Raw genomic sequence first — 20,456 nt, forward strand, 5'->3', positions numbered from 1 at the left:
GCTGTCCAACACGGCTCGCATCGAGCTGCTCAGCCCGCGACTGGCGAACCAGATTGCCGCCGGTGAGGTGGTTGAACGTCCGGCCTCGGTGATCAAGGAGCTGTTGGAAAACAGCCTCGACTCCGGCGCCAAGCGTATCGATGTCGATGTGGAACAGGGCGGTGTCAAGCTGCTGCGGGTGCGCGATGACGGCAGCGGCATTTCGGCCGATGACTTGCCGCTGGCCCTGGCGCGACACGCCACCAGCAAGATCCGCAACCTGGAAGACCTCGAGCAGGTCATGAGCCTCGGGTTTCGCGGCGAAGCACTCGCCTCGATCAGCTCCGTGGCACGTTTGACCCTGACGTCCCGGACCAAGGATGCCGATCAGGCTTGGCAGGTCGAGACCGAAGGCCGGGACATGGCGCCTCGTGTCCAACCCGCAGCCCATCCTGTGGGCACCTCGGTGGAAGTCCGCGACCTGTTCTTCAACACCCCGGCGCGGCGAAAATTCCTCAAGACCGAAAAAACCGAATTCGATCACCTGCAAGAAGTGATCAAGCGGCTGGCGTTGGCGCGTTTCGACGTGGCGTTTCATTTGCGCCACAACGGCAAGACCATCCTCAGCCTGCATGAAGCACATGACGACGCTGCCCGCGCGCGGCGAGTGGCGGCGATTTGCGGCTCGGGTTTCCTGGAGCAGGCGCTGCCGATCGAGATCGAGCGCAATGGCCTGCATTTGTGGGGTTGGGTTGGGTTGCCGACGTTCAACCGCAGCCAGGCGGATTTGCAGTATTTCTTTGTGAACGGCCGTGCCGTGCGCGACAAACTGGTGGCCCACGCGGTGCGCCAGGCGTATCGCGACGTGCTGTTCAATGGTCGGCACCCGACGTTCGTGCTGTTTTTCGAAGTCGATCCGGCCGGTGTCGACGTCAACGTGCACCCGACCAAGCACGAAGTACGCTTCCGTGACGGGCGCATGGTTCACGACTTCCTCTACGGCACCTTGCACCGCGCCTTGGGCGACGTGCGTCCGGATGATCATCTGGCTGCACCGGTGGCGACGGCGATCGTTCGACCGAGCGGTATCGATGCGGGCGAGTTCGGTCCGCAGGGTGAAATGCGCCTGGCGGCCAACGCGTTGCTGGAGCAGCCGCAGGCACAACCGTCGTTCAATACGCTGGCGGGCTCGGGCGCTGGCGCCGGTTATCAGTATCAATACACGCCACGTCCTCAGTCCGGCGTGCCGGCGGCTGAGGCTCAGGCTGCGTACAAGGAATTTTTTGCGCCGCTGCCAGAAGCCAACGCAGCTGCACTTCCGGCCGGGCAGGACGATATTCCACCGCTGGGTTACGCCTTGGCGCAACTCAAAGGCATCTACATTCTTTCGGAAAACGCCCAAGGGCTGGTGCTGGTGGACATGCACGCGGCCCACGAACGGATCATGTACGAGCGCCTGAAAATCGCCATGGCCAGCGAAGGCCTGAGCGGCCAGCCGCTGTTGGTGCCGGAATCGTTGGCGGTGAGTGAGCGCGAAGGCGATTGTGCCGAAGAAAACGTCGCCTGGTTCCAGCGTCTGGGCTTCGAACTGCAGCGACTTGGCCCGGAAACATTGGCGATCCGGCAGATCCCGGCCTTGCTCAAGCAAGCCGAAGCCAATCGATTGGTGAGTGATGTATTGGCCGATCTGATGGAATACGGCACCAGTGACCGTATCCAGGCGCACCTCAACGAACTGCTTGGCACCATGGCCTGCCACGGCGCGATTCGGGCGAACCGGCGTCTGGCACTGCCGGAAATGAACGGTCTGCTGCGGGACATGGAGAACACCGAGCGCAGCGGTCAATGCAACCATGGCCGACCGACCTGGACCCAATTGGGCCTGGACGATCTGGACAAACTGTTCTTGCGCGGTCGTTGATGAGCCAGCTCCCACCTGCGATTTTCCTGATGGGCCCGACCGCAGCGGGCAAGACTGATCTGGCCATCGAGCTCACCAAAGTGCTGCCTTGCGAGCTGATCAGTGTCGACTCGGCGCTTGTCTATCGCGGCATGGACATCGGCACCGCCAAGCCTTCGAAAGAGATTCTGGCCGAGTTTCCGCACCGGTTGATCGATATTCTTGACCCGGCCGAGAGCTATTCGGCGGCGGATTTTCGCCGTGATGCGCTTGAGGCGATGGCCGAGATCACTTCGCGGGGCAAAATTCCGCTGCTTGTAGGCGGCACGATGCTCTACTACAAGGCTTTGGTCGAAGGACTGGCAGAAATGCCGGCGGCCGATCCCGAGGTTCGTGCGCAGATCGAAGAAGAGGCTGCACGCCTTGGCTGGCAAGCCCTGCACGAACAATTGGCGCTCATTGATCCGGTTTCGGCGGCGCGAATTCATCCGAACGATCCGCAGCGGCTCAGTCGAGCGCTGGAAGTTTATCGCGTCAGCGGTCAGAGCATGACCGAGCTGCGACTGAGACAAAGTGCGCAAAGTACTGAAGCAGCCGCTTCGGGACTGCAACAATTGCCCTATACTGTCGCGAACTTGGCCATTGCTCCGGCAAATCGCCAGGTACTGCACGAGCGAATTAAACAAAGATTCACAGTTATGTTGGAACAGGGATTCATTGACGAGGTCGTAGCCCTGCGTAAGCGAAGTGACCTGCATTCAGGGTTGCCGTCTATACGTGCGGTAGGCTACCGACAAGTCTGGGACTACCTGGATGGCAAGCTGACCCAAGCCGAAATGCAGGAGCGTGGAATCATTGCCACGCGCCAATTGGCAAAGCGTCAGTTCACCTGGCTGCGCAGTTGGGCTGATTTACACTGGTTGGACAGCCTGGATTGCGACAATCTGCCGCGCGCCTTGAAATACCTGGGGACCATCTCCATATTGAGCTGAGTCCTTGCAATTGCCGTCTATCCTTGGGGGTGTGACGGCCACAAGCCATCTGTTTACCTATTTTTTATATTGAATCCTTAAAGGAGTGCGGCACATGTCAAAAGGGCATTCGCTACAAGACCCTTACTTGAATACTTTACGTAAAGAGAAAGTTGGGGTGTCCATCTACCTGGTGAACGGGATCAAACTGCAAGGCACGATCGAGTCTTTCGACCAGTTCGTTATCCTGCTGAAAAACACCGTCAGCCAGATGGTTTACAAACACGCTATCTCTACAGTGGTGCCGGTTCGTCCAATTCGTCTGCCTAGCGCAACCGAATCCGAAGCGGGTGACGCTGAGCCAGGTAACGCCTGATAGGAGTCTCCTTTGTTCTTTGAGCGCCACGGTGGTGGTGAACGAGTAATTCTCGTTCACTTGGATGGACAGGACCCTGAGGCGCGCGAAGATCCGCAGGAGTTTCAGGAGTTGGCTAATTCGGCCGGCGCCGAGACCGTTGCGTTTTTTAACGTGCCGCGTCATCGGCCAACCGCCAAATTCCTGATTGGCAGCGGCAAGGTCGAGGAACTTCGCGACCTGGTCCATGCCGAGAAGGCAGATCTGGTGATCTTCAATCACATCCTTACGCCCAGTCAGGAACGTAACCTCGAACGTGTTTTCGAGTGTCGCGTGATCGACCGCACCGGTCTGATTCTCGATATTTTCGCTCAGCGCGCCCGTACCCATGAAGGCAAGCTCCAGGTAGAACTGGCCCAGCTTGATCACATGAGCACCCGGCTGGTTCGTGGCTGGACTCACCTTGAGCGTCAAGGTGGCGGTATCGGCATGCGTGGCCCGGGTGAAACCCAACTCGAAACCGACCGCCGTTTGCTGCGGGTTCGCCTGCGACAGATCAAGGGCCGGCTGGAGAAAGTGCGCAGCCAGCGCGAACAGTCGCGACGTGGCCGTATGCGTGCGGATATCCCTACCGTGTCGCTGGTGGGGTACACCAACGCCGGTAAATCCACGCTCTTCAATAACGTGACGAAATCCGACGTGTACGCGGCTGACCAGTTGTTTGCCACGCTGGACCCGACCTTGCGCCGTCTGGAGCTAGACGACCTGGGGCCGATTGTCCTGGCTGACACTGTGGGTTTCATTCGCCACTTGCCCCACAAGCTGGTCGAGGCATTTCGGTCTACCCTCGAAGAGTCGAGCAACTCCGACCTGCTGTTGCACGTGATCGATGCGGCCGAACCAGATCGCATGTTGCAGATCGAGCAGGTGATGGTGGTGTTGGGCGAGATTGGTGCCCAGGACTTGCCGATCCTCGAGGTCTATAACAAACTCGATTTGCTTGAAGGCGTTGAGCCACAAATTCAGCGCGACGAAAACGGCAAGCCCCAGCGGGTCTGGCTGTCGGCGCGTGATGGCACTGGTCTGGAATTGCTTGAGCAAGCCATTGCCGAGTTGCTTGGCAGTGAGTTGTTTATCGGTACCTTGCGCCTGCCGCAACGATTCGCTCGACTGCGTGCACAGTTTTTTGAACTCGGTGCGGTGCAGAAAGAAGAACACGACGAAGAAGGTGTCAGCTTGCTGGCCGTTCGATTGCCGCGTTCGGAGCTCAATCGGCTGGTCAGCCGTGAAGGCGTTGTGCCGACGGAGTTTATCGAGCAACACACTTTGCAATAAAAGCCTGAGAAAGCGGTTGTGCCGTGGTGACAGGCATTCTGTAGCATTGGTCGGCGCGCCGTGGGTGCGTCTTTGCTTTATCAGATGGAGAGCGCTATGGCTTGGAATGAGCCGGGTGGCAACTCGAATAATCAGGATCCTTGGGGTGGCAAACGCCGCAATAACGGCGACCGCAAGGGACCACCGGATCTCGACGAGGCCTTCCGAAAGCTGCAGGAAAGCCTGAACGGGTTGTTCGGTGGTGGTAAGAAACGCGGTGATGACGGCGGTGGTTCGGGCAAGAGTGGCGGCTTTGGCGGCCTGCTCGGCATCGGCCTGGTCGTGTTGGCGGCCGTCTGGCTGTACAGCGCGGTCTACGTAGTCGACGAGCAGGAGCAAGCCGTGGTACTGCGCTTCGGCAAGTATTACGAAACCGTCGGCCCGGGCCTGAACATCTACTTCCCGCCGATCGATCGCAAGTACCTGGAAAACGTCACGCGTGAGCGTGCCTATACCAAGCAGGGGCAAATGCTCACTGAAGACGAGAACATCGTCGAAGTGCCGCTGACCGTGCAGTACAAGATCAGCAACCTGCAGGACTTCGTGCTGAGCGTTGATCAGCCGGAAATCAGCCTGCAGCACGCGACCGAAAGTGCCTTGCGCCATGTGGTGGGTTCCACTGCGATGGATCAGGTGCTGACCGAAGGTCGTGAATTGATGGCCAGCGAGATCAAGGAGCGTCTGCAACGCTTCATGGATACCTATCGCACCGGTATCACCATCACTCAGGTGAACGTGCAGAGCGCAGCGGCACCGCGTGAAGTGCAGGAAGCCTTCGATGACGTGATCCGTGCCCGTGAAGACGAGCAGCGTTCGCGCAACCAGGCTGAAACCTACGCCAACGGCGTCGTGCCGGAAGCCCGTGGTCAGGCCCAGCGTATCCTCGAGGATGCCAACGGCTACCGTGACGAAACCGTCTCGCGCGCCAAGGGTGAGGCCGATCGCTTCACCAAACTGGTGAGCGAGTACCGCAAGGCTCCTGAAGTGACCCGTGAGCGTCTGTACCTGGACACCATGCAGGAAGTCTTCACCAACACCAGCAAGGTGCTCGTGACCGGCAACAAGAATGGCCAGAGCAATCTGCTGTACTTGCCGCTGGACAAGATGGTCGAAAGTGGTCGCAACACCAGCACTCCGGTGACCGGTGCGGCAGCCACCAGCAATGAAGCGAATGCACGTGCGGCAGCTGATCTGCAGCAACAGCAAGCACGTACCAGGGAGAGTCGCTGATGAGCAATAAATCGCTGATCGCCCTTATTGTCGGCGTCGTCGTGGCCATCGCTGCCTGGAACTGCTTCTACATCGTGGCTCAGACCGAGCGTGCGGTGCTGCTGCAGTTCGGTCGCGTGGTCCAGACCGATGTTCAGCCGGGCCTGCATGTGAAAGTGCCTTACGTTAACCAGGTGCGCAAATTTGACGCACGCCTGATGACGCTGGATGCGCCGACGCAACGCTTCCTGACGCTGGAAAAGAAAGCCGTGATGGTCGATGCCTACGCCAAGTGGCGCGTGAAGGACGCTGAGCGTTACTACACCGCGACCTCCGGCCTCAAGCAGATTGCCGACGAACGTCTGTCCCGTCGTCTGGAATCGGGCCTGCGTGACCAGTTCGGTAAGCGCACGCTGCACGAAGTGGTGTCCGGTGAGCGTGATGCGCTGATGTCCGACATCACCGCCTCGCTTAACAAGATGGCGGAAAAAGAGCTGGGTATCGAAGTGGTCGATGTCCGGGTCAAGGCCATCGATCTGCCGAAAGAAGTGAACCGCAGTGTGTTCGAGCGTATGAGCTCCGAGCGTGAGCGTGAAGCTCGCGAGCACCGCGCCAAGGGTAACGAGCTGGCAGAAGGCATCCGTGCCGACGCCGATCGTCAACGCCGCGTGCTGCTGGCTGAAGCCTATCGTGAATCTGAAGAGGTTCGCGGTGACGGTGATGCCCAGGCTGCTGCGATCTACTCCAAGGCCTACGGCCAGGATCAGGAGTTCTACGGTTTCTACCGTAGCCTGCGCGCCTACCGTGAAAGCTTCGCGAACAAATCCGACGTCATGGTCCTGGACCCAAGCAGCGACTTCTTCCGTTACCTGGAAAAAGCCAAGCCTTGATACGACGTTGACCTGAATCATCCCCCCGCCTGGCGGCTAAAGCCTCGGGCGGGGTGATCCTTTGGGAAAACGTGTGTATGATGCGGCAGCCGGGAAATTCCCGGCTTTTTTGCGTCTGCACGTTTGATTGCTGTTTTAAGCGGGCGCCCGAGTTGAATGACTCGACAGGTTTTTCGAGGAAAGTGGTTGGCGAAGCCGGTTTCAGGCTTTTCGCCACGTTGTTTATGCGCGTGGTTTGCACATGAGCCGACCATTTTCTGCTTCACTCAAGGCTCGCCCAACGGCTGGCCGCCCGGATCATAGGGGAATGGCGTAATGGCAACGGTAGACCGCTGGCTGCTGCCAGATGGCATCGAAGAAGTACTGCCACCAGAGGCGGCGCGCATTGAAGTCGCGCGTCGTCAGGTGTTGGATCTGTTCCAGAGCTGGGGTTACGAGTTTGTCGTAACTCCCCATATCGAGTACCTGGAATCCCTGCTGACCGGCGCGGGCTCGGACCTCGATCTGCGTACCTTCAAGGTCATCGACCCGCAATCGGGCCGGCAGATGGGTTTCCGTGCCGACATCACGCCGCAAGTGGCGCGCATCGATGCGCACACCCTGCGCCGCGAAGGCCCGAGCCGTCTGTGCTACGCCGGCAGCGTGCTGCATGCGCAGCCGCGCGCCTTGTCGTCCTCGCGCAGCCCGATCCAGCTGGGCGCCGAGTTGTACGGCGATGCCAGCCCGAGCAGCGACGTGGAAGTCATCAGCCTGATGCTGGCCATGCTGCAACTGGCCGATGTGCCGGATGTGCACATGGACCTCGGTCATGTCGGCATCTACCGCGGCTTGGCCCGTGCGGCCGGTCTTTCCGGTGAAGTTGAACAACAGTTGTTCGATGCATTGCAACGCAAGGCAATCGACGAGGTCATTACCTTGACCGAAGGCTTGCCTGCCGATCTGTCGGGCATGCTGCGCGCGTTGGTCGATCTGTGTGGCGGTCGCGAAGTATTGAGCGCTGCCCGCGAGCGTCTGGCGAATGCGCCGGCACCGGTTCTGGCGGCGCTGGACGATTTGCTGGCGATTGCCGAGCGTCTGTCCACGCGTTTCCCGGAATTACCGCTTTACTTCGACCTGGGCGAGTTGCGCGGTTACCACTACCACACCGGTGTCGTGTTCGCGGTGTTCGTACCGGGTGTTGGCCAGTCCATTGCCCAGGGCGGTCGTTACGACGACATCGGCGCCGACTTCGGTCGCGCTCGTCCGGCAACCGGCTTCTCTACCGATTTGAAAACCCTGGTGACCCTGGGGCGTGCTGAGATCGAGCTACCGTCTGGCGGTATCTGGATGCCTGACAGTACGGATGCGGCACTCTGGCAGCAGGTTTGCCAGTTGCGCAGTGAGGGTCAGCGTGTCGTTCAGGCATTGCCTGGACAACCTTTGGCCGCCGCCCGTGAAGCGGACTGCGACCGGCAATTGATTCAGCAGAACGGGCTTTGGCAAGTATCGCCACTGGCTTCTTGAGTTTTCCTGTCGGCTGCGGCCGGCACCAAGTTTGCGCGAATGAGGACAAGTGTTATGGGTAAGAATGTCGTAGTCCTGGGCACCCAATGGGGTGATGAGGGCAAAGGCAAGATCGTTGATCTGCTGACCGAACATGCTGCCGCCGTAGTGCGCTACCAGGGTGGCCACAACGCGGGTCACACCTTGGTGATCGATGGTGAAAAAACCGTCTTGCACCTGATCCCGTCGGGCGTGCTGCGTGAAGGCGTGCAGTGCCTGATCGGCAACGGCGTGGTGGTTGCACCCGACGCTCTGCTGCGGGAAATCATCAAGCTGGAAGAGAAAGGCGTACCGGTGCGTGAGCGCCTGCGTATCAGCCCGTCCTGCCCGCTGATCCTGTCCTACCACGTAGCGCTGGACCAGGCCCGTGAAAAGGCTCGTGGCGAGCTGAAGATCGGCACCACCGGGCGCGGCATCGGCCCGGCTTACGAAGACAAGGTTGCACGTCGTGGCCTGCGCATCGGCGACCTGTTCCACCGTGAGCGTTTCGCCGCCAAACTGGGCGAGTTGCTGGATTACCACAACTTCGTTCTGGTCAATTACTACAAAGAACCAGCCATCGATTTCCAGAAGACGCTCGACGAGTGCATGGAATACGCCGAGCTGCTGAAGCCGATGATGCTCGACGTCACCGCCGAGCTGCACGAGCTGCGTCGCGCTGGCAAAGACATCATGTTCGAAGGCGCCCAGGGCTCCTTGCTGGACATTGACCATGGTACCTACCCATACGTCACCAGCTCCAATACCACCGCGGGCGGCATTGCCACCGGTTCCGGTTTTGGCCCGATGTACCTGGATTACATCCTGGGCATCACCAAGGCTTACACCACTCGTGTCGGTTCGGGTCCGTTCCCGACTGAGCTGTTCGATGACGTGGGTGCATTCCTGGCCAAGCGTGGCCACGAGTTCGGCGCTACCACTGGCCGTGCCCGTCGTTGCGGCTGGTTCGATGCCGTCATCCTGCGTCGCGCTATCGACGTCAACAGCATCTCGGGCCTGTGCCTGACCAAGCTGGACGTGCTGGACGGTCTGGAAACCATCAACATCTGTGTTGGCTACAAGAACCAGGATGGTGCAGTGATCGACGCACCGACTGACGCCGACAGCTACATCGGCCTGGAGCCGGTGTACGAAGAGATGCCAGGCTGGACTGAATCCACCGTCGGTGCCAAGACGCTGGAAGAGCTGCCACAAGCTGCTCGCAACTACATCAAGCGCGTCGAAGAGTTGGTCGGTGCGCCGATTGACATTATTTCGACGGGCCCGGACCGCAACGAAACCATCGTTTTGCGTCACCCGTTCGCTTAATAAGTCGTTGATGTAGAAAGCAAAGGGCCCTTGATTGGGCCCTTTGTCGTTTATACCTGCCGGACGGCATGACCTTTGCTGTGATGTTGAATAAAAGCATCGCTTCCAGTGCGCCATCAATTTAATGGCGCCAAAGCAGAGGGATTCCAAGTGTCGGCCGTTCTCTCATTGTTACAAAGCCGTTTGTTGCGGCCAGTGTTCGTTACCCTTGGTATCGCCCTTTTGGTGCAGGTGCTGGTGGCTGTCGCCCTAACTCGGAGCACGGTGACTGCGCTTGAAGCCGATCTCGGCGTGCGTCTTGGGACGGATAGTCAAAAACTGTCTGGCGAACTCGAGCAGGCGGGGCGTGAAGTCACGTCGAGCCTGGACAATCTCTCCACCAGTACCCGTCAGCGACTCACCGCCAGCTTGTCGACGCGATTGAAAGACGAGCAGGTGCAATTGCGTGCGACGTTGGAAAAGGATCTCAAGGATTCAGCCAACGATATGGCGCAGTTGCTGGCCTCGGTCGCGCCTCGCGCCATGTGGGACAGCGACGTTCCAACCCTGTCCGAATTTGCCCGTCGGGCCCAACGCAATCCCAACGTGTTGTTCGTGGTATATGACGACGCGACAGGTCAGCACTTGACGCGCTACCTCAATCGCGAAAACCCGATCAACAAGGCGCTGTTGGAGAAAGGCCAGGGCGAGCGGGCGCTGGACAAAGTGCTGGACGCGGCGAAGAACGATCCGTCGGTCTACTACCTTGAAGCCTCGATCAACCCCAACGGCGTGGAAATCGGCAAGGTCTTGATGGGTGTCTCGACCGCCTCAGTGGAAACCGATCTGGCGGCCCTGGATAAACGTTTTGCGGCGCTGATCGCCAGCGGAGATCAACTGGTCGGCGACAGCCTCAAGGGTGCGGCTGCCGACAGTGCCACCGCGATGCGTGCGCGTCTCACCTCCGCGCAGGCCACGGCCTCTGAAATGAAAGCCAACACCACCAGCACCGTGCAGGAAGCGGCGGCGACCTTGCGCTGGCGCATCGGGATGTTCCTGGCGTTGGTCGGTTGCGGTGTGCTGCTGTTGCTCGCTGTTGTGTTGGGCCGTCGAGTGGTCAATCGCTTGAAAATGCTCATCGCTGCGATGGATGACTTGGCGGCGGGCGAGGGTGACCTGACCAAGCGCGTGCAGATCAACAGCAAAGACGAAATCGGCGACATGGCCGCGGCGGTCAATCGCTTTGTGGATAAGTTGCAGCCGATCGTGCGCGAAGCGGGCGATGTGGCCCAGCGCACCGGCGTGGAAATCGGCGCCATGACCCTGCGCAATGCCGGAGCCGATGCGGCGGCGGGCATGCAGCGCGATGAAGTGGCCGAAAGCCTGCGTGCGTTGTCACAGATGGCGGATGAAGCTCAATCAGAAAGCCACGCCATGCAAGCGGCGTTGCAGCAAGTGGTGGACATTCGTTCTGCCACCGATGAAAACACTCGGACTTCGGCCAAGGTCGGCAGCCTCATCGAGGCATTGGCCGGGCAGGTCGATACCGGGGCGAAAGTCATCGAGCGGCTGGCGCAGCAGAGTGAGCAGATTGAAGTGGTACTGACCGTGATTCACGGGATCGCCGAGCAAACCAACCTGCTGGCCCTGAACGCCGCCATCGAAGCGGCGCGTGCCGGAGAAACCGGTCGCGGCTTTGCCGTGGTGGCGGACGAAGTCCGGGCGTTGGCGAGCAAGACCCAAAGTTCTACCGGCGACATCCAGGCGCATATCGTGGCCCTGCAGCAAGGTGCGCGAGAAGCGGTGGCTGCGATTGGTCAGGCCGGGCGTCAGGCCAATGAAGGGTTGCTGGTGTTGCGTGACAGCGCTAGGTTGCAGCAATCGGTGCAGGCGTCGGTCGAGCAGGTGCATGCTGCGATTGGTCTGGCGACCCAGGCAGCGGCGCATCAGGCACAAGGTGCGCAAGCGGTGCGGGGTCGGGTTGAGACGATTCATGCGCAGGCTGAGAAAGCGGCTCAGGCGGTGGTGGAAACCACGGCCAGCGGCAAGGTGCTGGATGGGTTGGCGGCGCAGTTGAAGGCGAGCCTGGGGCAGTTCAGGGCGTAAGATTTGTATTGGCGGGTCTGACGCCTTTGCGGGCAAGTCGAATCGTCGCACCGCTCGCTCCTACAAGGGATCACGCATTCCCTGTAGGAGCGAGCGGTGCGACGATTCGACTTGCCCGCGAAGCTTTTCAGCGGCTCAAATACATCCGGGTTGTTAACAGGTACACAGGCAGCCCCGATACCAAAATCAACAGCGCCGCATAAGGCGCCGCCGCCGCAAACTCCACGTTCGCGGTATGCGCCCAAACCTCCGTCGCCAGCGTATTGAGCCCGGTCGGACTCAACAGCAGCGTCGCCGTCAGTTCCTTCATTGCATCCAGAAACACCAACGCGAACGCCGCACCCAGCGCCGGGAAAATGATCGGCAGCGTCACCCGGCAAAACGCGCTGAAAGAGGACGCCCCCAGCGTGCGTGCCGCCTCTTCCAGTTGCGGCGCTGCCTTGTTCAGCGCCGTGCGAATCGGCGCCTGCGCCAAGGGCAGAAACAGCAGCGCATAAGCGATCAGCAGCAGTGCCGACGTCTGGTACAGCACTGGCACATAATGCAGGGCGAAATACACCAGCGTCAGCGCGATCACCAAACCTGGCAGCGCGTGGAGCAGATACGGCAAGCGCTCGGCCCAGATCGCCAGTCGGCCTTTGTGCCGCACCACCAGCAATCCCATCGGCACCGCCAGCACCAGGCACAGTGCAGCACCACCCAGCGACAACGCCAGGGACGACAGCAGCGCCTCGCTGATCGCCGCCACCGGGAATGCCGCCGACGAACCTACCGCCAGCCAATACGCCAGCATCCCTAGCGGAATGCCGCTGCCGATGATCGCCAATGTCAGGCAGTAAACCTGTCCGGCGACCGTCCACGGCCCCAGTCGAACCTGTTCCGCCTGCCGCGCTGCGCCCTGGCCGGTGCGCACGTGCCGGCCCTTGCCGCGTACTCGTAACTCAAGCCACAACAACACCAGGCAAAGCGCCAGAAGCACCGCCGACAGCATCGCCGCGTTGGCATTGCTGAATTCCAGTTCGAACTGCTGATAGATTGCGGTGGTGAAGGTTTGCAGGCCGATGATCGACAGGGCGCCGAACTCCACCAGCATGTGCAGGGCTATCAACAGCGAGCCGGCAAGCAGGGACGGCCAAAGCAGGGGGAGGGTAATCCTGAAAAATACGCCCCAGCGATTCTGTCCCAGGGTGCGGGCAGATTCTTCCAGGGATGGATCAAGGTTGCGCAGGGTCGCTGCGACGGGCAGAAATATCAGTGGGTACTTTGACAGGGTCATCACCAGGATCGCCCCGCCCAAGCCTTCGAAATGCGCGCTCAGGGACACCCAGGTAAAGCTGCTGACGAACGCCGGCACGGCGAACGGCAAGCACAGGATCACGCCCCACAAACGCCGTCCCGGAAGATTGCTGCGCTCCAGCAACCAGGCAAGGGACAAGCCGATCACGCCGCACGCGACTGTCACACCGATCATTAGCGCCAACGTATTGCGCAGCAGCCCGAACACATAAGGCCGCCACAGCAGGTGCAGTGCCTCAGCCCAGCCGGCCTGCCAGGCCTTCAGCCCGACATACACCAGCGGCAAAAGACTGAGCACCACCAACAGCAAAACCGGCAGCAGCAGCCATATCGACGGCTGCTTGCGCCGTGGCACGTAACCCCCGCGCGAGGCGGGGGCGGATAACGATGCGCTCATCAGTTCAGGCCAACGTCACGTTCCAGGTCCAGGGCTTCTTCGGCGTTGCCGAGGTCGGCCGGGGTGACTTTCGGTGCCTCCAGTTCGCTGAATGGCTTGAGGCCGCGATCCGATTCCATGCCTTTGTGCAGCGGGTATTCGGCGGTGGTCTGGGTGATCACGCGCTGGCCTTCTTCGCTGGCGATGTAGGCGAGGAATTGCTGGGCTTCTTTTGGATGTTTGCTGGATTTCAGCACGGCGGCGCTGGAAACAGTGATCAGCCCACCGACGTCGCCGCCGGTGAAGTAATGCAGTTTCGAGTCGAGCTGGCCTTTTTCACGTTGCAAAGCGAACCAGTAGTAGTTGTTCACCAGTACGGTGGCGACTTCGCCGTTTTCCACTGCCTTCAGCGCCACCATGTTGTTGCTGTAAGTCTTGCCGAACGCGCGCAGGCCGGTCAGCCATTCTTCGGCCGCGTCCATGCCGTGCACTTTGATGATTGCCACGGCCTGTTCCTGGAACGCGCCGCTGGTGGGTACGAAGCCGACCTTGCCTTGCCATTTCGGATCGGAGAATTCCATCACCGACTTGGGCAGGTCTTTTTCATCGATCAGTTTCGGATTGAAGGCGACCACACGGACCCGGGCGGTGATGCCGATCCAGGTGCCATTGCCGGCGACGTAGTCTTTCGGCAGAACGGCGAGGGTGGCGGCGTCGGTCTCGGCCAGCAGACCCTGTTCACCGAGCTTGTTCAGCGGTGGCGATTCTTCGGTGTAGATCACATCGGCAGGGGAGCGATCACCTTCTTCGACGACCTGGCTGGCGAGCTGGTTGCTGCTGCCTTTGCGCACGTTGACGTGAATGCCGGTCTTGGCTTCGAAGGCTTTGGCGATGGCGTCGCCGACTTCCTTGTGTTGGCCGTTGTAGAGGGTCAGGGAAACTGGGTCAGCAGCCTGGGTGAGGGGAGTGGCGAGTGCCAGGCCGAGCAGGGTGAAGGTCAGGCCTCGGCGCAGGGTATTTCGAAACATCATTCGCAGGGTTCCTCACTGTCGCATTGCAAAAACTTGAAACAATGATAAACGATATTGTTTCTCAAGTGCGCCTTGCGGGGTTGGGAGGGTTTTGCTAAAGGGGTTGCGATCCCCTCGCCACAAAAAGCCCTTTCACTCAGGAAGGGGTGTTGGCTTGTTTTTTAGGGGGGCCAGAAACGCAAAAACCCGCTTTCGCGGGTTTCTGTGAAATTCAAGATCGTGACCTTGAATTTGAATTGGTGCCCAGAAGAAGACTCGAACTTCCACGACCTTGCGGTCACCAGCACCTGAAGCTGGCGTGTCTACCAATTTCACCATCTGGGCATAATCTTCAGCGTCACCGCTGTCGATGTGGCGCACTATACGGAGAGCGTTTTGATCTGTAAACCCCTGATTTAGATTTAATAAATCAGATGTTTAGAATGCAAAAAACCCGCTTTCGCGGGTTTTTGTGTGAGCCTTGAAATTGATCTAATCTCAAGCTCTAAATTGGTGCCCAGAAGAAGACTCGAACTTCCACGACCTTGCGGTCACCAGCACCTGAAGCTGGCGTGTCTACCAATTTCACCATCTGGGCAGTATCGGCAACGCTAGTGCGTCGTCGATGGCGCGCACTATACGGAGCGTCTTTTTAACTGTAAACCCCTGGCATCAAAAAAACCTTGAAAATTTTACCAGCGGCATTTAAATCAGCTTCACGCGGTCGATATAAGGCTTTAGACAGGCTGTCACAGCCTGAAATTTCCCGTTTCATTACGCCTATGCCAAACTAACCCGCATATAGACAAGGTGAAAACTCTCTAATGGCCGATTGGCAGTCCCTCGATCCCGAGGCCGCTCGTGAAGCGGAAAAATATGACAACCCTATTCCTAGCCGCGAACTGATCCTTCAGCACCTTGCTGATCGGGGTTCGCCTGCTAACCGCGAGCAGCTGGTGGAGGAGTTTGGTCTGACCACAGAAGACCAGATCGAAGCCCTGCGTCGCCGCCTGCGCGCCATGGAGCGCGATGCCCAACTCATCTATACCCGTCGCGGCACCTATGCGCCGGTGGACAAGCTCGACCTGATCCTCGGCCGCATCAGCGGTCACCGTGACGGCTTCGGCTTCCTGGTCCCGGACGATGGCAGTGACGACCTGTTCATGAGCCCGGCGCAAATGCGCCTGGTGTTCGATGGTGACCGGGCCCTGGCCCGTGTTTCCGGCCTCGACCGTCGCGGTCGCCGCGAAGGCATGATCGTCGAAGTGGTATCCCGTGCCCACGAGACCATCGTCGGCCGCTACTTCGAAGAGGGCGGTATCGGTTTTGTGGTTGCGGACAATCCGAAGATCCAGCAAGAAGTGCTGGTCACCCCGGGCCGTAACGCCAGCGCGCAGGTCGGTCAGTTCGTCGAAGTGAAGATCACTCACTGGCCGACGCCACGCTTCCAGCCGCAAGGCGACGTGGTTGAAGTCGTGGGTAACTACATGGCGCCGGGCATGGAAATCGACATTGCCCTGCGCACCTACGATATTCCTCACGTCTGGCCTGAGGCTGTGCTCAAAGAAGCCGCCAAGCTCAAGCCGGAAGTTGAAGAGAAAGACAAAGAGAAGCGCATCGACCTGCGTCATCTGCCGTTCGTCACCATTGACGGTGAAGACGCGCGCGATTTCGATGACGCGGTTTACTGCGAAGCCAAGCCAGGCAAGCTGCGGCTGTTCTCCGGCGGCTGGAAGTTGTACGTGGCGATTGCCGACGTTTCCAGCTACGTGAAGATCGGTTCGGCCCTGGATAACGAATCCCAGGTTCGCGGCAACTCGGTGTACTTCCCCGAGCGCGTCGTGCCGATGCTGCCGGAGCAGTTGTCCAACGGCCTGTGCTCGCTGAACCCGCACGTCGATCGCCTGGCCATGGTTTGCGAGATGACCATCTCCAAATCCGGCGAGATGACCGACTACTGCTTCTACGAAGCGGTGATTCATTCGCATGCTCGCCTGACCTACAACAAGGTCAGCGCGATGCTGGAAACGCCGAAACTCACCGAAGCGCGTCAGCTTCGTGGCGAGTACACCGACGTTCTGCCGCACCTCAAGCAGCTTTACGCACTGTACAAGGTGCTGCTGGCCGCTCGTCACGTGCGTGGCGCGATCGATTTCGAAACTCAGGAAACCCGGATCATCTTCGGGACCGAGCGCAAAATTGCCGAAATCCGTCCGACCGTTCGTAACGATGCGCACAAGCTGATCGAGGAATGCATGCTGGCGGCCAACGTGGCCACCGCCGAATTCCTGAAGAAGCACGAAATCCCTGCGTTGTATCGCGTCCACGATGGTCCGCCACCGGAACGTCTGGAAAAACTGCGCGCCTTCCTCGGCGAGCTCGGTCTGTCCCTGCACAAAGGCAAGGACGGCCCGTCGCCGAAGGATTACCAGGCATTGCTGGCGAGCATCAAGGATCGTCCGGATTTCCACCTGATCCAGACCGTCATGCTGCGCTCGTTGAGCCAAGCGGTGTACAGCGCCGATAACCAGGGCCACTTCGGCCTGAATTACGAAGCGTATACCCACTTCACCTCGCCGATCCGCCGCTACCCGGACTTGCTCACGCACCGGGCGATCCGCAGCGTCATCCATTCCAAGCAGGACACGCCGCACGTTCGCCGTGCCGGCGCGATGACCATTCCGAAAGCGCGTATCTATCCGTACGACGAAACGGCGCTGGAACAGCTTGGCGAGCAATGCTCGATGAGCGAACGCCGTGCCGACGAAGCAACCCGCGACGTGGTGAACTGGCTCAAGTGCGAGTTCATGAAAGACCGAGTGGGCGAATCGTTCCCAGGTGTGATCACCGCGGTGACCGGTTTTGGCCTGTTCGTCGAGCTGACCGACATCTACGTCGAAGGCCTGGTGCACGTCACCGCGCTGCCGGGCGATTACTACCACTTCGATCCAGTGCACCACCGCCTCGCCGGTGAGCGTACCGGTCGCAGCTTCCGCCTGGGCGACACCGTTGAAGTGCGCGTGATGCGCGTTGACCTCGACGAGCGCAAGATCGACTTCGAGATGGCTGAAAAAACCATCAGCGCGCCGATCGGCCGCAAGAAGCGCGGCACTGAAAAGACTGAGCCTGCCGCCAAGACCGCGGCTAAAACCGCTGCAGAGCCGGCCCCGGCTAAAACCGGTCGTCGTCCTGCCAAGGAAAAGGCTGTCGAGGCCTATCGCCCAAGCGATGCCGCGGCGAAAAATGCCGAGCTGCGTAAAAGTCGTGAACTGAAGCAGGCGTTGCTGTCTGAAGCGAAAAGCGGCGGTAAAGCGGCGTCTGGGGGAAAGACCGGACGGTCGGCGCCTGACAAGGCTCCCGGCAGCAAGCCAAGCAAACACCGTAAGGGCCCGCCGAAAGCGGGTTCGGCCCCAGCCAAAAGCGGCGGGGCGCGTAAACCTAAGGCCAAGTCATGAGTCATTTGGAAAAGATCTACGGCGTGCACGCTGTAGAAGCGTTGTTGCGTCACCACCCGAAACGCGTCAAGCAGATCTGGCTGGCTGAAGGCCGCAGTGATCCGCGGGTTCAGACACTGATCGCCCTGGCTGCGGAAAATCGCGTGGCCGTCGGCCAGGCTGAGCGCCGTGAGCTGGATGCCTGGGTTGAAGGCGTGCACCAGGGCGTCGTGGCGGATGTGAGCCCGAGCCAGGTCTGGGGCGAGGCGATGCTCGACGAGTTGCTCGATCGCACCGAAGGCGCACCACTGTTGCTGGTGCTCGACGGCGTGACCGATCCGCACAACCTTGGCGCTTGCCTGCGCTCGGCCGATGCGGCCGGTGCGCTGGCGGTGATCGTGCCGAAGGACAAGTCAGCCACCCTGACCCCGACGGTACGGAAGGTGGCCTGCGGTGCGGCGGAAGTGATTCCGTTGGTTGCCGTGACCAACCTGGCGCGCACTCTGGAAAAACTCAAGCAGCGTGGCTTGTGGGTTGTCGGTACGGCGGGCGAGGCTGAGCAGAGTCTGTATCAGCAAGACATGACCGGCCCGACCATCCTGATCATGGGGGCGGAAGGCAGCGGCATGCGTCGCCTGACTCGCGATCTTTGCGACTACCTGGTGCATCTGCCGATGACTGGCAGCGTCAGCAGTCTCAACGTGTCCGTGGCGACCGGCGTCTGCCTGTTCGAGGCCCAGCGCCAGCGTAGCGTCAAGGCCGCCGGAGCCGCCAAGAAGTCCTGATTTGCACGCGATTCAAATGTGGGAGCGGGCTTGCTCGCGAAGAGGGAGTGTCAGTCGACATCAATGTTGACTGATGTACCGCTTTCGCGAGCAAGCCCGCTCCCACATTGGTTCTGTGTTGGAGCAAAGATCTGTGGTGCGAACGAACTGTTCAAATAATCACCAATTGCCTTGCACCTCTCCCGCCCCTTCTCTACAATTGCGCCCCTTGCTGTGACGGCAGGCACTGATGTGTCTATCGCAAGCAAGTCCATAAGTGTCATTCACTCCTTGTCTGACCGTTTTTGAACGGCAGGCTACAACCCGTAAGGAGCATTCATGCGTCATTACGAAATCATCTTTTTGGTCCACCCGGATCAAAGCGAGCAAGTCGGCGGCATGGTAGAGCGTTACACCAAGCTGATCGAAGAAGACGGCGGCAAAATCCACCGTCTGGAAGATTGGGGCCGTCGTCAACTGGCCTACGCAATCAACAATGTTCACAAGGCTCACTACGTGATGCTGAACGTTGAATGCACTGGCAAGGCCCTGGCCGAGCTGGAAGACAACTTCCGCTACAACGATGCAGTGATCCGTAACCTGGTCATCCGTCGCGAAGAAGCCGTTACCGGCCAATCCGAGATGCTCAAGGCTGAAGAAAACCGCAGTGAGCGCCGTGAGCGTCGCGACCGTCCTGAGCACGAAGGCGCTGATAGCGCTGATAGTGATGACAGCGACAACAGCGATAACGCTGACGAGTAATCCACGGACCTTTTAAGGAGCCTATCAAATGGCACGTTTCTTCCGTCGTCGTAAATTCTGCCGCTTCACCGCTGAAGACGTGAAAGAGATCGATTACAAAGATCTCAACACTCTGAAAGCCTACGTATCCGAGACCGGCAAAATCGTTCCAAGCCGCATCACCGGTACCAAAGCTCGTTATCAGCGTCAGCTGGCCACCGCTATCAAGCGCGCCCGCTTCCTGGCCCTGCTGGCCTACACCGACAGCCACGGCCGCTGAGACCGGGCAGTCGACACGTAGCAAAGGATTGAATGCATGCGCGCCATAGCTGAGTTCATCATGCGCGGCCGTATGCAGGCCACTCTGGTAGTGGCTGGATGCGCAATATTGCCGTTGTTGTATTGGTTGGGTGCTGCCGCTGGATGCCTCGTGCTTCTGCGGCGCGGATTGAAGGACGCCATTGGCGTACTTGCTCTGGGACTGCTGCCGGCGTTGATCTGGTGGCTTTACTCCGATGACCCACGAGCACTTCTGGTGCTGCTGGGGTCTACGAGCCTTGCGTTGGTTTTACGCGCAAGCGAGTCCTGGAACCGCGTGCTGCTGGTCAGCATAGCGATGGGAGTGGTGTTTGCAGTGGTGCTGGGGACAGTTTTTGCTCCCCAAATCGAGATGCTGGCGCAGGCTTTGATAAAAGTCATGCCGTCGCTACTCGGTGATGTCTACCAGAAGTTGTCGGTAGACGAGCAAGCGCATTTTGCGTCCCTGATTGCACCGGTCCTGACCGGCCTGATTGCGGCCTTGTTGCAAATCGTCAGTGTGCTGAGCCTGATTGTCGGGCGCTACTGGCAGGCGTTGTTGTACAACCCGGGTGGTTTTGGTCGCGAGTTTCGCGCCATCCGATTCCCGCTTTTACCAGCGATGTTGCTGCTGGCGTTCATGCTTCTGGGGCCGAATATCGGCCCACAGATGGCGATGTTGACGCCGTTGTGCAGCGTACCGCTGGTGTTCGCCGGGCTGGCCCTGATTCACGGGCTGGTGGCGCAAAAGCGACTGGCCAGGTTCTGGCTGGTGGGGTTGTACGTCACGCTGTTGCTGTTCATGCAGCTGATCTATCCGTTGCTGGTGGTCTTGGCCATCGTCGACAGCCTGATTGATTTTCGCGGTCGTTCGGCACCGAAAGATGCCGATAGCGCGAACGGTGAAGGTTAAAAGTTAAGAGGA

16 protein-coding genes and 2 tRNA genes are annotated in these 20,456 nt (G+C 59.6%); 14 read left to right on the forward strand and 4 right to left on the reverse strand.

What is annotated here, in order from left to right; genetic code table 11:
• Nucleotide 1: 1 nt before the first annotated feature.
• The 9 genes from mutL to ACA051_RS02675 all read left to right on the forward strand — a co-directional run bounded on the left by mutL (nt 2) and on the right by ACA051_RS02675 (nt 11,613).
• Nucleotides 2-1,900: a DNA mismatch repair endonuclease MutL gene (gene mutL, locus ACA051_RS02635; RefSeq protein WP_497310529.1), complete on the forward strand. Its 1,899-nt coding sequence runs from the start codon at nt 2-4 to the stop codon at nt 1,898-1,900.
• Nucleotides 1,900-2,871, forward strand: a complete 972-nt coding sequence (gene miaA, locus ACA051_RS02640) for a tRNA (adenosine(37)-N6)-dimethylallyltransferase MiaA (RefSeq protein WP_497310530.1) — start codon at nt 1,900-1,902, stop codon at nt 2,869-2,871. Before mutL ends, miaA begins: the two co-directional genes overlap by 1 nt.
• Nucleotides 2,872-2,965: 94 nt before the next feature.
• The gene (gene hfq, locus ACA051_RS02645; protein ID WP_007902656.1) at nt 2,966-3,226 is read left to right on the forward strand and encodes an RNA chaperone Hfq; all 261 of its coding nucleotides are present in this window, start codon (nt 2,966-2,968) and stop codon (nt 3,224-3,226) included.
• A gap of 12 nt (nt 3,227-3,238) precedes the next feature.
• Nucleotides 3,239-4,540 (forward strand): ribosome rescue GTPase HflX, encoded by a 1,302-nt coding sequence (gene hflX, locus ACA051_RS02650; protein WP_219093612.1) that lies wholly within the window; start codon nt 3,239-3,241, stop codon nt 4,538-4,540.
• Nucleotides 4,541-4,636: 96 nt separating this feature from the next.
• Nucleotides 4,637-5,809: an FtsH protease activity modulator HflK gene (gene hflK, locus ACA051_RS02655; RefSeq protein ID WP_497307422.1), complete on the forward strand. Its 1,173-nt coding sequence runs from the start codon at nt 4,637-4,639 to the stop codon at nt 5,807-5,809.
• Nucleotides 5,809-6,678, forward strand: a complete 870-nt coding sequence (hflC, locus tag ACA051_RS02660; protein ID WP_497297163.1) for a protease modulator HflC — start codon at nt 5,809-5,811, stop codon at nt 6,676-6,678. The genes hflK and hflC overlap by 1 nt, the downstream gene beginning before the upstream one ends.
• Before the next feature lie 315 nt (nt 6,679-6,993).
• Nucleotides 6,994-8,181, forward strand: coding sequence for an ATP phosphoribosyltransferase regulatory subunit (locus tag ACA051_RS02665; RefSeq protein ID WP_109627704.1), 1,188 nt, complete (start codon nt 6,994-6,996; stop codon nt 8,179-8,181).
• A 54-nt stretch (nt 8,182-8,235) separates the two neighbouring features.
• Complete coding sequence (locus ACA051_RS02670; RefSeq protein ID WP_010464193.1) at nt 8,236-9,528, forward strand: adenylosuccinate synthase; 1,293 nt, start codon at nt 8,236-8,238, stop codon at nt 9,526-9,528.
• A gap of 150 nt (nt 9,529-9,678) precedes the next feature.
• Nucleotides 9,679-11,613, forward strand: coding sequence for a methyl-accepting chemotaxis protein (locus ACA051_RS02675; protein ID WP_497373402.1), 1,935 nt, complete (start codon nt 9,679-9,681; stop codon nt 11,611-11,613).
• A gap of 127 nt (nt 11,614-11,740) precedes the next feature.
• Here ACA051_RS02675 and ACA051_RS02680 read toward each other — a convergent pair whose 3' ends face one another.
• The 4 genes from ACA051_RS02680 to ACA051_RS02695 form a co-directional block, all read right to left on the reverse strand.
• Nucleotides 11,741-13,306, reverse strand: a complete 1,566-nt coding sequence (locus ACA051_RS02680) for an ABC transporter permease (RefSeq protein WP_497373404.1) — start codon at nt 13,304-13,306, stop codon at nt 11,741-11,743.
• Nucleotides 13,306-14,316 carry an iron ABC transporter substrate-binding protein gene (locus ACA051_RS02685; RefSeq protein WP_497373406.1) on the reverse strand — a complete coding sequence of 337 codons (1,011 nt, stop codon included), beginning with the start codon at nt 14,314-14,316 and terminating at the stop codon, nt 13,306-13,308. The genes ACA051_RS02680 and ACA051_RS02685 overlap by 1 nt, the downstream gene beginning before the upstream one ends.
• 237 nt (nt 14,317-14,553) lie before the next feature.
• Nucleotides 14,554-14,640: transfer RNA gene (locus ACA051_RS02690), tRNA-Leu, on the reverse strand.
• 166 nt (nt 14,641-14,806) lie between these two features.
• Nucleotides 14,807-14,893: transfer RNA gene (locus ACA051_RS02695), tRNA-Leu, on the reverse strand.
• A gap of 226 nt (nt 14,894-15,119) precedes the next feature.
• On the opposite strand from ACA051_RS02695, the gene rnr reads away from it, so the two are divergent.
• The 5 genes from rnr (at nt 15,120) to ACA051_RS02720 (ending at nt 20,444) form a co-directional block, all read left to right on the forward strand.
• The gene (gene rnr / locus ACA051_RS02700) at nt 15,120-17,750 is read left to right on the forward strand and encodes a ribonuclease R (protein WP_497373408.1); all 2,631 of its coding nucleotides are present in this window, start codon (nt 15,120-15,122) and stop codon (nt 17,748-17,750) included.
• Complete coding sequence (gene rlmB / locus ACA051_RS02705; protein ID WP_497307435.1) at nt 17,747-18,514, forward strand: 23S rRNA (guanosine(2251)-2'-O)-methyltransferase RlmB; 768 nt, start codon at nt 17,747-17,749, stop codon at nt 18,512-18,514. Before rnr ends, rlmB begins: the two co-directional genes overlap by 4 nt.
• Before the next feature lie 318 nt (nt 18,515-18,832).
• A complete protein-coding gene (gene rpsF, locus ACA051_RS02710; RefSeq protein ID WP_003236224.1) occupies nt 18,833-19,255 on the forward strand; it encodes a 30S ribosomal protein S6 in 423 nt (140 codons plus the stop codon).
• 28 nt (nt 19,256-19,283) lie between these two features.
• The gene (rpsR, locus tag ACA051_RS02715) at nt 19,284-19,514 is read left to right on the forward strand and encodes a 30S ribosomal protein S18 (protein WP_002551829.1); all 231 of its coding nucleotides are present in this window, start codon (nt 19,284-19,286) and stop codon (nt 19,512-19,514) included.
• Between the two features lie 36 nt (nt 19,515-19,550).
• Complete coding sequence (locus ACA051_RS02720) at nt 19,551-20,444, forward strand: hypothetical protein (RefSeq protein ID WP_497307437.1); 894 nt, start codon at nt 19,551-19,553, stop codon at nt 20,442-20,444.
• Nucleotides 20,445-20,456: the final 12 nt, after the last annotated feature.

Source organism: Pseudomonas sp. LBUM1669 (assembly GCF_059695705.1).

Bases quoted from the DNA above. Each gene is read 5' to 3' on its own strand.
- hflC (WP_497297163.1), top strand. From the start codon at position 5,809: ATGAGCAATAAATCGCTGATCGCCCTTATTGTCGGCGTCGTCGTGGCC.
- ACA051_RS02680 (WP_497373404.1), bottom strand. From the start codon at position 13,306: ATGAGCGCATCGTTATCCGCCCCCGCCTCGCGCGGGGGTTACGTGCCA.
- ACA051_RS02670 (WP_010464193.1), top strand. From the start codon at position 8,236: ATGGGTAAGAATGTCGTAGTCCTGGGCACCCAATGGGGTGATGAGGGC.
- ACA051_RS02720 (WP_497307437.1), top strand. From the start codon at position 19,551: ATGCGCGCCATAGCTGAGTTCATCATGCGCGGCCGTATGCAGGCCACT.
- miaA (WP_497310530.1), top strand. From the start codon at position 1,900: ATGAGCCAGCTCCCACCTGCGATTTTCCTGATGGGCCCGACCGCAGCG.
- rnr (WP_497373408.1), top strand. From the start codon at position 15,120: ATGGCCGATTGGCAGTCCCTCGATCCCGAGGCCGCTCGTGAAGCGGAA.
- hflK (WP_497307422.1), top strand. From the start codon at position 4,637: ATGGCTTGGAATGAGCCGGGTGGCAACTCGAATAATCAGGATCCTTGG.
- rpsR (WP_002551829.1), top strand. From the start codon at position 19,284: ATGGCACGTTTCTTCCGTCGTCGTAAATTCTGCCGCTTCACCGCTGAA.
- rpsF (WP_003236224.1), top strand. From the start codon at position 18,833: ATGCGTCATTACGAAATCATCTTTTTGGTCCACCCGGATCAAAGCGAG.
- ACA051_RS02665 (WP_109627704.1), top strand. From the start codon at position 6,994: ATGGCAACGGTAGACCGCTGGCTGCTGCCAGATGGCATCGAAGAAGTA.
- rlmB (WP_497307435.1), top strand. From the start codon at position 17,747: ATGAGTCATTTGGAAAAGATCTACGGCGTGCACGCTGTAGAAGCGTTG.
- hfq (WP_007902656.1), top strand. From the start codon at position 2,966: ATGTCAAAAGGGCATTCGCTACAAGACCCTTACTTGAATACTTTACGT.
- ACA051_RS02685 (WP_497373406.1), bottom strand. From the start codon at position 14,316: ATGATGTTTCGAAATACCCTGCGCCGAGGCCTGACCTTCACCCTGCTC.